We start from the raw sequence: 14,501 nt of genomic DNA on the forward strand, positions 1-14,501 counted from the left end.
CGCGGTGGAGAAGGGAAGCCCGGTGAGCTCAATTAAATACCTGGGGAGTTACATTGGCCTTATTTTCTAATAAGAAGCAGATAACTTTATATCGCAGTGTTCAGCTCTTTAACTATACTCACCGTAATATGGTCTAAAATATCTCTTGCAGTTCGTGAAGCTAAACTGCGCAAGGTTTAGATAGGTTACTAACTAAATTAAAACATGACTTAAAGTCATAAATATCATTCATTTTCATTCTATGATCATTACATATTGGTAAAAGACGATTATTGATTCTCGATGCGCAACACGCTACAATATTAAGATGATTAAATCATTCAAACATAAAGGCTTACAATTGTTCTTCGAAAAGGGAGTGTGTTCTGGTATTCAACCAAAGCATCAAAATAAGTTTAAAATGCAACTTGCAGCGCTTAACACTGCTCAATGTATCGAGGATATGAATTTACCAGGATATAACTTGCATCCACTGAAAAGACAACGGAAAGATTGCTGGTCAATTACGGTTAATGGGAATTGGAGAATAACTTTTATATTTGAAGATGGCGACATCTACATTGTGAACTATGAGGATTATCACTAATGAACATGCATAACCCACCCCACCCAGGGGAGTTTATTAAGGAAACCTATATCGACCCACTGAATATTAGTCTGAGAACAGCAGCAACTAAACTTGATGTATCGCCATCTACTTTTTCGCGCCTGATTAAAGGTGAATCAGACATTTCTCCTATTATGGCACTAAAACTTTCTAAGGCCTTCGGAAGATCGCCCGAAAGCTGGTTACTTATGCAAGCAGAATATGAATTATGGAAAGCGAAAAGCGTAGTCGATCTAAATCGGGTATCAGTCATTTATTGCGCAAATCATGTGTGAAAAAATCTATTGGGTTTACATTCTGCGATGTAGCAATCAAAGTTATTACACAGGATATACAGAATAAATGAGTTTGAATATTTTGATTTAGAGATAAATTTTTAATAACCCAAGATTCAGTTTTTATAATGATAAAAAAGACTGATCATACAAGAACAAAGCATGTCATTTCTTTGTCTCGTGCAGTAAACCTGTGTTAAAATTTCCGCTTTTCTCAGTACAGGTTAAATCATGGATAAAGTCTATGCCCCAGAAGCGATTGAAACTGCATGTTACAAGACTTGGGAAAGTCATAATTACTTTCAGCCACAAGGTGATGGAAAACGTTATTGCATTATGCTGCCCCCCCCTAATGTCACCGGCAGTTTGCATATGGGGCATGGTTTCCAACACACCATCATGGATGCACTAACCCGTTATCATCGTATGCTAGGTGATCGCACACTGTGGCAGCCTGGTACTGATCATGCGGGTATTTCTACACAATTAGTTGTAGAACGCCGTTTAGAGATTATGGGAATTTCCAGAAAAGAATTAAGTCGTGAAGAGTTTTTAGATCGTGTTTGGCAATGGAAAAATGAGTCTGGGAATACCATCACTCAACAAATGAGGCGTCTGGGAGCCTCTGTCGATTGGACCAGAGAGCGTTTCACCATGGATGAAGGCTTATCTGCTGCAGTACAAAAAGTCTTTGTGCAATTATATGATGAAGGTTTGATCTATCGTGGCACCCGCCTGGTAAATTGGGACCCTAAATTAGGAACAGCAATCTCTGATCTTGAAGTCCTTTCTGAGGAAGAAGATGGTTTTTTATGGCATATTCGTTATCCTGTAGTTGGCTCGAATGAATATGTGGTTGTCGCAACCACTCGTCCTGAAACCTTATTAGGGGATGCGGCAGTTGCCATACATCCTGAAGATGAGCGCTTTAAACACTTAATTGGTAAACAAGTACAGCTACCATTATGTGATAGAACGATTCCTATTATTGCTGATAATTATGTTGATAAAGAATTTGCCAGTGGTTGTGTAAAAATCACTCCTGCTCATGACTTTAATGATCATGAAATAGGTAAGCGTCATCAATTGCCTTTAATTAATATCTTTACCAAAAAAGCTGCCATTAATAAAAATGCACCTATCAAATACCAAGGTATGGATCGTTTTGTTGCCAGAGAACAAATCATCAAAGATTTAGAAGCTGAAGATTTTCTCATCAAAACTGAAGCACATAAATTAAAAGTGCCTCGTGGTGAAAAATCAAATGTGATTATTGAGCCTTTATTAACAGATCAATGGTATGTAAAAATCCAGCCTTTGGCAGAACCAGCGATTAATGCAGTGAAAAATGGCGAGATTCGCTTCATTCCTGAAAATTGGAGTAAAACTTATTTTCAGTGGATGGAAAACATTGAAGATTGGTGCATTAGCCGCCAATTATGGTGGGGGCATCGCATTCCCGCATGGTATGACAGCAATGGTAATGTCTATGTGGGGTATAGTGAAAATGATGTACGCTTTAAATATAAAATTAAAGAAGGCACCTCATTAAAACAAGATGAAGATGTTTTGGATACGTGGTTTTCCTCAGCACTATGGCCTTTTTCTACTTTAGGATGGCCTGAGCGCACACCAGAGCTTGAGCAATTTTATCCTACCTCAGTATTGGTTACTGGTTTTGACATTATCTTTTTCTGGGTTGCCCGTATGATTATGATGGGTTTAAAATTTACTGGAAAAGTACCCTTTAAAGAAGTGTATATCACGGGGCTTATTCGTGATAGCGAAGGGCATAAAATGTCCAAATCCAAAGGAAACGTACTTGATCCTCTGGATATTATTGATGGTATTGATTTGGAATCATTGATCGCAAAACGTACTTCTAATTTAATGCTGCCTTCAGTACGTGACAAAATTATTAAAGCAACCCGTAAAGAATTCCCTGCAGGCATCAGCGCTTACGGAACTGATGCGTTGCGCTTTACCTATTGCTCTTTAGCCTCTACGGGGCGTAATGTACGTTTTGATCTAGGCCGAGTTGAGGGATACCGCAATTTCTGCAATAAATTATGGAATGCAGCACGCTATGTCTTACTCAATACAGGTGAAGAGCAAGCGGATTTTGGTGATGGAGCATTCCAATACACGCCAGCCGATGAGTGGATTTTATCGCGTTTACAAAGAACGATTAGTAAAGTACATCATTATTTTGCAACTTATCGTTTTGATTTATTAGCAAGCACCATTTATGAATTTGTATGGTATGAATATTGCGACTGGTACTTGGAATTATCCAAGCCTGTTCTGCAAGATGAGGATGCATTAAGCGCATTAAAACGCGGAACCCGCAGAACTTTATTGCATGTATTAGATCAAATTTTAAAATTATTACATCCCATCATGCCATTTATTACTGAAGAAATTTGGCAAAGAACCATTAAACTTAGTGAAAATGGCGCCAGTATCCTATTGAGTGCTTATCCTCAGGTTGATGAAGAATTTATTAATGATGCCATTGAAGAAGAACTCGAATGGCTAAAATCAGCAATCCAGGCCGTTCGTACTATTCGCAGTGAAATGTCTATATCCCCTGCCAAGCAGATTCCTTTATTTATTCGTAATATTACCCCAGAACTGCAAGCGCGCGTTGAAAAATATGAGCATACATTCAAAGCTTTGAGTAAATTAACTCAAATTAAGTACTTTGACCCTGAGGAAAAAGTGCCTGTATCCGCCACAGCAGTTTTAGGTGAAGTTGAATTACTCATCCCAATGGCTGATTTAATTGATAAAGAAGCGGAATTAGCGCGTTTAGCTAAGGAAGTGGCTAAATTGGATAAGGATATTAGTCTTGCTGAAGGGAAGTTAAATAACCCCAAATTTACGGATAAAGCCCCGGCTGAAATTATTGCTAAAGAACAGGAAAAGCTTGCCCACGCACAACAAACAAAGGAAAAACTATTAGCGCATAAGACACGAATCGAGTCATTGTAATCAGTTGGTGGGCACGAATAAGCCTCGCGCCCACGAACAAAATTTGACTTACACTCCTTTCGCGGATGCTTATCCTGATTTTGATCATTGATATTAGTACTATTGAAATAACTGCATCATAGCTAATGCTGCTTTCATGAAGCTCTGATAGACAATTGATAAAAATTAATGAGATTCTTAAAAAACTCAGATATTTCTGGGGTTTCAGCTTACAAACCCCGGCAAAGAAGTATTATTACACTTAATAACTTAAACTTTCTAGAAAAGACTCTGCCCTTGCGACAAAAGAATCTCCCTCAAAGCGAGCTTTATCTTGTGGTGCAAATCCTTCTAGTGCAGTAATAACTGGTCTAGTTACCAAACTAATGGCCGACTTTAAGAAAGTAGCAGCAGAGGCAATCGCTAGCCCAACTGAGAAGACAAACAAAGCGGCAGCAGTATATCCATGGTCATCATTATGATCTGCAACCATATTTAGATGAACAGCTAATGCTTGCGTCCCCTCCCAGATAGAAGCAAGAAGTAGCCCACCTGACGCAATCATTCCCATAAGGGGCAAAGCGGTAGCACCAACTACCTCATCCATATAATCATATCTATCACGTAGACGCTCAAATAAACTCATTCGTTTAAGCGCTTCATCAACAATTAAATTTATTGTTTTTGGTTCTGTTTCCCATAACTTAGTAAGTTCTTTTTCTAAATGCTTGAGATGATCATAATAATTTTGAAAAAAACTCTTTTTAGGATCAGGTTTATTTTTAAAAAACATAATTGGCATAAATATGCTCCGTTATTAAAGATATTGCGGCTTTCTGTTTTAAATTTTAGCAATTAAACATTAAGGAAATATTAACACAAGTTTCGCACTGAGCTCATGATTGCCTCAAAATTTAGGATTAGTATTTAATAATACCTTAATGATTATGAGGTACAATTCATGTAATTTTTTTTCGGAAATGAAGTTTATGCCTGAGCCAAGTATTTCAGCAGTATTAAATAATTGCGGGTTGCATATAATAACTCCTGAGTTAAGACAAGCAATCAAACAGCGTGCCACTCAACCTAATCAACCCAATTCTGTAGCTTATAATCGGCTTTTAGAAACTTTTATCCGCTATTATGGATTACGTCCTCCTTTTAATTGGAGTAACTTGGATCAACTATTAGATGCTTATCCCAATGCATTTGACATGCAAATGATTTTCGGTCCAGTACTACGATTATTCTTAAATGAATCTTTACAAGCCTGTGATGAAGATGAAAGAGTAAATTTTGGGATCGAGAATATTAATCAACTAACAATGTTAGATGTTGCTACTGCTCGCTATGCCAGTCTGGGCTCTGATATCATTTATGCCTATATAGCAAAACCATTAGGTTTTGCTATTCATTATTTTCAAGGTGGACAAGAACAAAAACTGCAAAATAATGAGACATCGGTGATTTCTATGTTTCATTCGGGAGGGGTAGAAGGTGCCCAGGCAGGTGGACATTGGGAACGAACACCCGATCCTCAAAATAGAACACAAGACCAGATGCATGATTCCAGTCACTTGGCTATGTATGTTCCTCTTTTAGGGGATTCTTATTATCCCACACAAATAGGCTTAAGTTTATTGAAACGTCATGTACAATTGATGCATCAACAGGCTGAGACAGCTCAATTCACCATTTTAGCAAAAACTATAGCGCAACTGGATAAATTCTTATATAACTCGAATCATGTCCCATTTTCTGTAGCAATTGATTTATTAGGTGAACTCACTGAAGAGAGTAGAAGATATATCAATGAATTGTCTTCGCAATTAACCAATGTCGCTGAAGTTAGTAATGCTTTTATAGAATTGCTTTATAATCATCTTCCCGCGGAACGTTCCAGCAAAAGTATTTCTTGTCAAACACCCTCTGGTGAAGAACCTGCATTTGAGGCCCCAATATATGATTTGGCTTTAACATTACTTGCTCCAGTAGTTGTCCACAAAATTCCATCAATAGACAGACAAGTAACAGATCAAGACTCCATTCGCCCACTCACTGCCAATGAATTATCTCATTTCGAGGAAAGCTTGGTAAGCCGTATCGTAAGCGAAAAAGATTTTTCTACTGCATTATATAATGTATGTAATCAACAAAACATTAGCCGCGAATTGAGCGATAATTTTTTACTTTATCTAAAAAGTGATATCGATTTTGAAAATAAAGCCTCAGATTTTTTAAAAGCTAGAGTAACGTTTATTGTTAGGAAAACGCAGATTCAGAAAAAATTTTGTGCAAGTTTAAACTTACTTGATGAAAGGATTAGTCCAGATACTCAAAAAGAAACCGCTGCATATAAAAAAGGAAAAGAAGCATACAACAATTTATTGAAAGCACAACAAGAATTTTTTGATGGTTTAACCCCAAAAACAAGTTTGGAAAATATTAGAGAAAATATCGCTAATTTTCGAAAAATCTGTGACCAAAACGTCAAAGAAGCAGATAGAATCATGGGATATGGTTGGCTCTATCGAGTACATGAAGTACTTAGAAAAGCTGTGGCTGCATTATACGCAGGAATAGGAATGGTTTTAGGAATAATAGGTGGACAAGGGCTAATGGATCCAGAAAAACGTCAAGAATACAAAAAAACCTTTCTAACCCTTGACCAAACTGAAAAAAACAAAGCCCTGAAGGAATTTAAGCAGGCGGTTTTAGGTGAGAATGAAGATGATCCTGGCTTAATTGATGAAGAACTGCTCGCTCCTCAAAATCTTTATCGGTGGTAAATAATTTTTCCACCGAGATTACCTTACTTAAAGTAATTTTAGCAAATGGTTCTCCTCTTTAAAAAAATTCTTGCTCAAAAAATAAAAATTGATGTTAATTCAATAAGTTAGTTAAAATATTGAATTAACAAAAAGATTAAAATTAACACAAATTGATAATTTTTTGTATAATTGATGTATGAATATCATTTCTATAGCAGAAAATTATGAACTCAATCAATATAGAAGAAAGCAGAAACGATCAAGCTGAGAAGATACTTTTTAATTTCCGACGTGCCTTCTTAATCTACATAAATAGCCCAAATGATACAAATCAAAATAAATTGTATCAATCAGGACTCGAATTATCAAAACTAGCTGTTGAGAACACTCACAATTCTTCTGATTATACACTCATTGCTAAAGAATTAGCGCAACTGACAAAACGATCCTTAGTGAATATTTGTGTATGTACCACCAAGATCAATCGCTTAAATTGTTTTTTTGAAGACAATCCAGATCCTAGCAATGCCCTTGTTGCAGCCTATAATATTCTAAGAAATCGCTTAATTACCAATGAGCAAGATGAGTTTTTTTCTTCCATTTATGCAATTGAACTTGATGGATATCGATTAAGGAATATTGATCCCGAAGCGAGTGCAGCATGCTTTGCCCTCAGTGACAATTTGCTAGCCAAATCACAAATCAGTCAAAAAAAGAGCTAAATTTCATTTTCGGCTCTTCTTGTCTAAAACATATTCTCATTTAGTTTTACCAGAACAAACACGGTGATTAATCCACCAGGCTAACAAAAGTGTTGAAACTATACCAAGGCAAACCCCTATGTTTTTCCAATCAGGATCTACTAATTGTAATACATCAGGATTTTGAGCAATGGAAAATGGGATAGCGAGTAACACATCAATGATTGCAGAACCCGCAACCAGGCCACAGGCAATTAATGTTCCCTTTTGCTTTCTGAGTATTCGTTCTTCATCCTTTTTTTCCATACGGCGTAGCCGCTTTTGCACAAACAGAGCAACCATGCCACCAATAAATAATGGAAAGGAAGAAGAAATAGGTAAATACATGCCAATGGCAATGCCTAAAATTGACAAATTCAAATACCGTCTTAACTTAAAAACCTTATTGATAAAAATAACAACTAAAATGATGCTGCAACCAACCAGCATCATGCCCCAAGGCAATGAATTTTGAAAAACGGCTTCCGTAATTGCTGCCATTAACGCTGCCGTAGGTGCAGGTAAGGATTGGCTAACATCCATTCCTGGATGAGGCATTACCCCAGCAATACCATATACACTAAATAAAAGCTGCATTACAGGAGGAATAACCAAAGAAGAAATCACCACACCTAGCAGTAGCATCAATTGCTGCTTCCAAGGAGTTGCTCCCACCAGTTGTCCAACTTTCAAATCCTGAGTATTATCATTTGCAATTGCAGCAATACCTGTAACTACCGAACCAATCATAATAGTAATTGCTTCAGCTGCCTGAATCTGATTCGGACTCAAAGGCAGTGGCAATAAATGATGAAGAGCAACTAATAATAACCAAGCGATAAATAACATTCCTGAAATCACCACCGAACTTCCTGGACTTGCAGTAACACCCACCATTCCAGAAAAATAAGCCGTGATCACTGAAAAGATAAAACCAATAAATAAAACATAAAGTACGCCTAAAAAAACAATGGTTGGTGAATAGTCATTATCTAGTCCTACTTGCTCTAAAGGCAGGACCGATTGAAAGAATAAAAAGAGAATGGCAGCCATCCCTCCTATACCCATAAAAATATAAGGCAGAGGAATGTCCTTATCAGTACGTGGTACTTGCGTATCCATTTTACTTTTGGATATAAATACACGCAGGGAATTATCAATGCTCCGAGAAAGAGGCTTAACTAATTTTAAAAAGGTCCACATTCCTGCAAACAACATGGCCCCTATTCCTAAATAGCGCATTTCACTATTCCATAAGAAGGTAGCCGCCTTTGCTGCTGGATAATGCTTGATAATCTCCGGGTAATAAGTGCTTAAAATGGGCATAGCAATAACCCACGACAGGACCGCACCTAAAAAAATACTCACTGCCATATCATGGCCAACAAGATAACCCGCCCCAATCATTGTTGCTGAAAATCCAGCACCCATACCGAACAAAGTGCGCTTTGTTACAAACCAATAACTCCAACTATTGGCAACCACCTTAAAACCTGTTTGTAATAACTCAATGACACCACCAATAGTACCACCAAGTAAAATATCTTTAATACCGGAGCGTTCCTCTGAAGATTTTAATACTTCTGCAATTGCCCTACCTTCAGGAAATTTTAAGTTACGGTCATTAACAAGAATTCGTCGTAATGGAATTGAAAATAAAACACCTAATATCCCACCACATATTGCGATAAAAAAATTGGTTATATAATCAAAGTGGTTCCAATAACCAATAATAATTAATGCAGGAATTGTATAAACAATTCCTCCAGCTACAGCCTCACCCGCTGAAGCTGCCGTTTGCACTGCATTATTTTCAAGAATGGTCGATCTTTTAAAAAATCTTAAAATCCCCATAGAAATAATAGCTGCAGGTATTGAGGCTGATGTTAAAATACCTAATTTTAACGCAAGATATGCATTTGACATGGCTAATAACATCGTCAATATTATAGCCAAAATAATCACACGCAAAGTTAATTCAGCTACTTTCTTATCGGTAGCTATAAAAGGAGTATCAGTCATTAAGGCTTTTTCCAAACAGTATTCAATAGCTCTGGTTTCACTAAACGTGACATTGCAGATAAAGGAATTAAGACAGTTTGCGCTCCGTAAACATAAGCCGCAACCTGATAACTATCAAAGATAATTGCTAGACCGTGTGGCGTGAATAACCAATTATGATAATTTTCAGCAATTGGTTTTGTACCCTCTTGAATCCATTGTGCATCAGAAATATTTTTCGCACTAATCTTTTTATTGCTGATTTTAGAAATAGGTTTTAAATAATCTGCACCAGGAACAAATAAATCTGCAAGCTTCACTTGACGACCATTAATAAAATTCAATACGGACACAGTGTTTAAAGGATGTACTGCACCGCGATGATAAATAGAGACGTTAAAACGTATGCTTAATGCATTATTTTGCTGATAAGCAATAGAGTAAATAATGTTTAAACCTGACTTGCCAGAAACATCAGCACCAACATCATCTTCTTTTGCAATTTCACTGTAAAAATTTTTCTCTGTATATTCGATAAAATCCTTCACCACAGTATTCACATTGGCATCTTTAAAACCTTGTGGGTAATTAACGTCAAGAATATAATTTGCGGTTTCTTTCTTTAATGCAACAGGAGTAACAGCCTGTACGGTAAGCGCACAAACAATAAGACATACAGATAAAATAGTTTTAAATTGATTCATCATTTTCTAATTTCCCAATACAAAATCATTCATTAAATCCATTCCCCAGCAATCATCGTTTGATGCGCTAAAGGATAGGCAAAATAATAACAAAGAGCAGCACTCTCACTTATCGACCATAATACCAAATCTGCAACCATTCCTGGAGCAATATGTCCTATTTTTTCATGAAGACCTAATGCTCTTGCGGCATTACTGGTTACCCCTGCAAGTACTTCAGGTATACTCAAACCAAAAAGCTGACAAGCCATGCTCATCATCAAACGCAAAGAAGCCGTAGGAGATGAACCTGGATTACAATCTGTAGCAACAGCCATTTTTACGCCAATGTTTCGTAATAACTCTATTGGAGGTTTCTGTTTTTCGCGAAGAAAATAATAAGCTCCGGGTAATAATACCGCGATCGTATTTGCTTTAGCCATTGCTGTGGCATTTTTTTCATCAATAAATTCCAAATGCTCACATGACAAAGCTCCAAATTGCGCAGCTAGCTTACTTGCACCAAGATTTGATAACTGTTCAGCATGACATTTAATTGGTAAATTAAAATCTTGTGCCACCCGAAAAATTTGCTCTGTTTGCAGTAAAGAAAAAGCAATGCTTTCACAAAAAACATCTACAGCATCAACTAAATCACTTTCTTTTAAAACTGGCAATAATTCCTGACAAAGAAAATCAACATAAGCTTGGCTATTCCCCTTAAACTCAGGGCCGACAGCATGCGCACCTAAAAAAGTCTTTTGTACTCTTAACCCAGTCATTTCGCCAAGACGCTTAGCTACACGCAGCATTTTTAATTCATTAGGTAAATCCAGACCATAGCCTGATTTAATTTCAACGGCTGTAACCCCTTCATTTTTTAAAGCTAATATTCGCGGTAAGGATTGTTCGATAAGCTCTTCATCGGATGCAACACGCGTTTGCTGCACTGTAGAAAGGATACCACCACCAGCTTTAGCAATTTCAGCATAACTCACTCCTGCCAGCTTCATTTGAAATTCGTGGGCACGATTTCCAGCATAAACTAAATGAGTATGGCAATCGATTAGGCCCGGAGTAATTAACCGCCCCTGACAATCTTGTTTCTCTTTACTATCAAGATATATTTTGGGTAAGGCCGACTGCTCGCCTGTCCAAATAATAAGGCCGTTGCTAATCACAATCGCTTGTTGTTGCAATGGATTTCCCAAAGCATCAATAGTTGTTGCATTGAGTAATAATTTATCGCAGGTAGCCACTAAAAATCCCAGTGCAATACTTGATGTGGTGGTTTTAACCAAGATGAATGGTGCTTATTATCATAAATATCCCATTCTTTAGAAATGAACGTGCTTGTATCAACATCAAGCAATAACCAGGTTAAAAATAAAGCGACAATATCAGGTGAAATCAACCGCCCATGCTCTTTTAAACGCTGATAAAAATTACTTTTATCATCATCAGGATTTTCATGACTACGCGCTAATTCTTGCATGTGAGTATCAATAATCCCAGGCATTACACTGGCAAATGCAACTGACTTTGATTCCAACTGCCAACACTTGGTTAACATCGCCAGGGCCGCCTTAGTGACGCAATAAGCCCCCCATCCTTTCATAGCAAAGTAAGCAGCCCCTGAACCAATATTTAAAACACGTCCCAAGGTTAATTTTTCATAGAGCATTTGTGGTAAATACAAAGCGGCATTTAAATTAGTATTTAATGCATTTTGCCATTCGTCAGCTGGTACATCATGTAAGGTCACTAACGGCTGCAAAGTACCGGCATTATTAATTAAAGCATCGATATGAGATACATTATTTAAATGATTTTTGATGGTATTTAAACCTTCGGTACTGGCAACATCTGCTTGCAAGTAGTTAATATTAGCGCCACCAAATGCTACTGTTTCTCGCAATAACTGCTCACGACGCCCAATGATTAATACTTTTTTACCACGTTCAACTAGTGATAAGGCTAATGCTCGTCCTATCCCACTTCCACCACCAGTAATTATAAACACAATATCCTCTGTATCATTAAAATAAGTTAATTGATAATACCAGACATTGGCCCAAGTTGGCATAATTTAATTACAATAACGAGGTACATGACCAACATTCTGTCATACATGAAATTACGATAATACCCTCATAATTTTATTATGGACGAAATTTTCTTTTTCTCTCTATAGTAAGTTATTATAAGCTCAATAAGTTTCAGAAAAAGCATTGCAACAGGAGTCATTGAATGTTCGATAATCTTTCTAATTACCGACCCGCTAAGAAAGAACTATGGCAAGGTAGAAAAGATACAGCAAGTGCAGAGCGTTTTTTTGAAAAAATTACTTTTCCAACACAACCAACTGAATTAATCAGTAAAGATAAAAAGACGATTTTTCTTGGTTTTGCTAGCGATGCCGGTGTGCAACGAAATCAAGGTAGGCCTGGAGCTAAGTTAGGATCTGATCAAATCAAAACACAATTAGCGAAATTACCCTGCGCTACAAATAAAACTTATTATGATTTAGGAACTATTGTGTGTGAACAAGAGGAACTTGAGTTAGCACAAAGCCAATTTGCCAGTTTGGTCAGCTATTGTCACCAACAAGGGCATCATACTATTGCTTTTGGTGGAGGACATGAGATTGCCTGGGCACATTATCAAGGATTAGCCCCCCACTATCATAAATTAGGTATTATTAACTTTGATGCCCATTTTGATATACGCCCATATCAATCTGGACAACCAGGGAACTCAGGAACCCCTTTTTCCCAAATTGCGCTTTGGTGTGAAGAAAATAAACGACCGTTCGATTATTGTTGTTTAGGCATACAAAAATCAGGCAATACCGCCACTTTATTTCAACATGCTCAAAAATTAAAAGTACGTTACTTAACTGCAGAAAAAATTTATGAACAAAATATGGCATGGAATTTTGCTTTTCTTGATGAATTTATGTTGAATTTGGACCATATATATCTCACTATTTGTTTGGATGTTTTCGCAGAATGCTTTGCTCCTGGTGTCAGTGCGCCTCAACCTTTAGGCTTAACCCCTTGGCAAGTAGTACCACTCTTGAAATACATCATGCAAAGTGGCAAAGTAGTTAGCTTAGATATTGCTGAACTCTCGCCACCTCTGGATCAAGATCAAAAAACAGCCAGACTGGCTGCACTAATTATTGCAGAATTGCTACACACTATTTAAGGAGTTTATTTCATGAAGAACACCATAATTTGGAGTGCACTATTTACTCTAATAAGTACTCAAGTTTATGCGGATCCGGCGCAATCGGTAACTACCACTCCAGCCCCAGCATCTGCACCCACTCCAATTACCTCACCTGTGACCCCACCACCCAATCCTGGCCCCGCACAAGCTCCGGCAGCTCCGGTGATTGATTGCAACTATAAAATTTCTGCGCAAACTAAAAAGGTAGAACAATCAATTCTCTTAACCTGGTCGCAAAATGCGACCATACAAGCGTTTACATTCAATCCAGCAACTATTGATGAACAAATACAAAAACTGCAAGCCTGTTTTACTGAACAAGGTTGGACTGGTTTTAATACAGCATTACAAAAGTCAGGTAATGTTGCTGCGATTAAATCACAAAATCTTCAGGTAAGCAGTCAGATTGATGGGCAAGTGTTAGTGAATGAGGTTAAAGACAATCAGTGGAAATTAACTTTACCTTTGATGGTGGTATATCAAAATGAGAAAGAAAAGGTAAGTCAATTATTAAATGTTGATTTAACGGTAAATCGTAAACCTAATGGTGATTTGGGTATTACACAAATGATAGCTGCTCCAAGAGGAACCGTAACAACTAAAAAACCAGTTCAGGAACCAACTAATCCTGAAAATAAAAATGTAAACCCACCTGCAAATTAAGTTAAGAGCATCATTGTCGTCCCCACGAAAGTGGGGACCCATTTACGGATTACACTGTGCTTCATCCAGGCTACATTCCTTAACCAATGGCAGTGAGAGACTTCAACGAAGTATCTCACCACATAAATTACGCCATCAAAAAGCAGGCGTAGATGATGCTTTCAACCCTATTCAGGTCATAAAACCAGAAGTTTACTCAAAACTATCACTTACCGATGCCCAAGAAATTTATAATGAAAAAATTGATAGATTTCCAATTTATCAAGCTGCTTAGAGGCGGAACTATTGAGATGAAATTACGGTAGTCTTGCCGTTAAAATGAATGAGACAGTATGCAAAATGAAGAATTTGTTGATTGAGATGAACTACCCCATTACAGACTTCAGAATTAATACAATATATTCAAAAAAAGTTAAGCAATATAATATGATGGGTAACTCCCCAGGTATTTAATTGAGCTCACCGGGCTTCCCCTCTCCCCCGCGCGCAGCGTGGGGGAGAGGGGATTAAATAGTGTCGCGAAGCGACTTCATTATTAAAAATAAAGCTTGCAA

Annotated in this window: 12 protein-coding genes; 7 read left to right on the forward strand and 5 right to left on the reverse strand. The window is 37.4% G+C overall.

Going from position 1 to position 14,501, the window contains the following annotated elements:
- The first annotated feature begins 307 nt into the window (after positions 1-307).
- The 3 genes from QM652_RS11610 to QM652_RS11620 all read left to right on the forward strand — a co-directional run bounded on the left by QM652_RS11610 (position 308) and on the right by QM652_RS11620 (position 3,876).
- The gene (locus QM652_RS11610; protein ID WP_415075960.1) at positions 308-586 is read left to right on the forward strand and encodes a type II toxin-antitoxin system RelE/ParE family toxin; all 279 of its coding nucleotides are present in this window, start codon (positions 308-310) and stop codon (positions 584-586) included.
- The gene (locus QM652_RS11615) at positions 586-882 is read left to right on the forward strand and encodes a HigA family addiction module antitoxin (protein ID WP_415075962.1); all 297 of its coding nucleotides are present in this window, start codon (positions 586-588) and stop codon (positions 880-882) included. The genes QM652_RS11610 and QM652_RS11615 overlap by 1 nt, the downstream gene beginning before the upstream one ends.
- Before the next feature lie 231 nt (positions 883-1,113).
- Positions 1,114-3,876 (forward strand): valine--tRNA ligase, encoded by a 2,763-nt coding sequence (locus QM652_RS11620; protein ID WP_415075964.1) that lies wholly within the window; start codon positions 1,114-1,116, stop codon positions 3,874-3,876.
- A gap of 241 nt (positions 3,877-4,117) precedes the next feature.
- On the opposite strand, the gene QM652_RS11625 is transcribed toward QM652_RS11620, so the two are convergent.
- On the reverse strand, positions 4,118-4,657 hold the full coding sequence (locus QM652_RS11625) for a hypothetical protein (RefSeq protein WP_415075966.1): 540 nt from the start codon (positions 4,655-4,657) through the stop codon (positions 4,118-4,120).
- Positions 4,658-4,844: 187 nt separating this feature from the next.
- Between QM652_RS11625 and QM652_RS11630 the strand changes: the two genes are divergently transcribed.
- Entirely contained in the window at positions 4,845-6,644 is a 1,800-nt protein-coding gene (locus QM652_RS11630) for a hypothetical protein (protein WP_415075968.1), read from the forward strand.
- Positions 6,645-6,850: 206 nt separating this feature from the next.
- Positions 6,851-7,348 (forward strand): hypothetical protein, encoded by a 498-nt coding sequence (locus tag QM652_RS11635; protein ID WP_415075970.1) that lies wholly within the window; start codon positions 6,851-6,853, stop codon positions 7,346-7,348.
- Between the two features lie 36 nt (positions 7,349-7,384).
- Here the strand turns inward: QM652_RS11635 and QM652_RS11640 are convergent, their stop codons facing one another.
- The 4 genes from QM652_RS11640 to QM652_RS11655 are packed head-to-tail and all read right to left on the reverse strand — an operon-like array spanning position 7,385 to position 12,073.
- The gene (locus QM652_RS11640; RefSeq protein ID WP_415075972.1) at positions 7,385-9,388 is read right to left on the reverse strand and encodes an OPT family oligopeptide transporter; all 2,004 of its coding nucleotides are present in this window, start codon (positions 9,386-9,388) and stop codon (positions 7,385-7,387) included.
- Positions 9,388-10,074: an RsiV family protein gene (locus tag QM652_RS11645; RefSeq protein ID WP_415075974.1), complete on the reverse strand. Its 687-nt coding sequence runs from the start codon at positions 10,072-10,074 to the stop codon at positions 9,388-9,390. The genes QM652_RS11640 and QM652_RS11645 overlap by 1 nt, the downstream gene beginning before the upstream one ends.
- Before the next feature lie 29 nt (positions 10,075-10,103).
- The gene (gene hutI, locus QM652_RS11650) at positions 10,104-11,309 is read right to left on the reverse strand and encodes an imidazolonepropionase (protein ID WP_415075976.1); all 1,206 of its coding nucleotides are present in this window, start codon (positions 11,307-11,309) and stop codon (positions 10,104-10,106) included.
- Positions 11,309-12,073 carry an SDR family NAD(P)-dependent oxidoreductase gene (locus QM652_RS11655; protein WP_415075982.1) on the reverse strand — a complete coding sequence of 255 codons (765 nt, stop codon included), beginning with the start codon at positions 12,071-12,073 and terminating at the stop codon, positions 11,309-11,311. The genes hutI and QM652_RS11655 overlap by 1 nt, the downstream gene beginning before the upstream one ends.
- 227 nt (positions 12,074-12,300) lie before the next feature.
- Here QM652_RS11655 and hutG point away from each other — a divergent pair, with 227 nt between their 5' ends.
- The gene (hutG, locus tag QM652_RS11660) at positions 12,301-13,260 is read left to right on the forward strand and encodes a formimidoylglutamase (protein ID WP_415075978.1); all 960 of its coding nucleotides are present in this window, start codon (positions 12,301-12,303) and stop codon (positions 13,258-13,260) included.
- Positions 13,261-13,272: 12 nt separating this feature from the next.
- On the forward strand, positions 13,273-13,947 hold the full coding sequence (locus tag QM652_RS11665; protein WP_415075980.1) for a DotI/IcmL family type IV secretion protein: 675 nt from the start codon (positions 13,273-13,275) through the stop codon (positions 13,945-13,947).
- Positions 13,948-14,501 lie beyond the last annotated feature (554 nt).

This window comes from Legionella sp. (genome assembly GCF_047605385.1).
GTDB lineage: Bacteria > Pseudomonadota > Gammaproteobacteria > Legionellales > Legionellaceae > Legionella.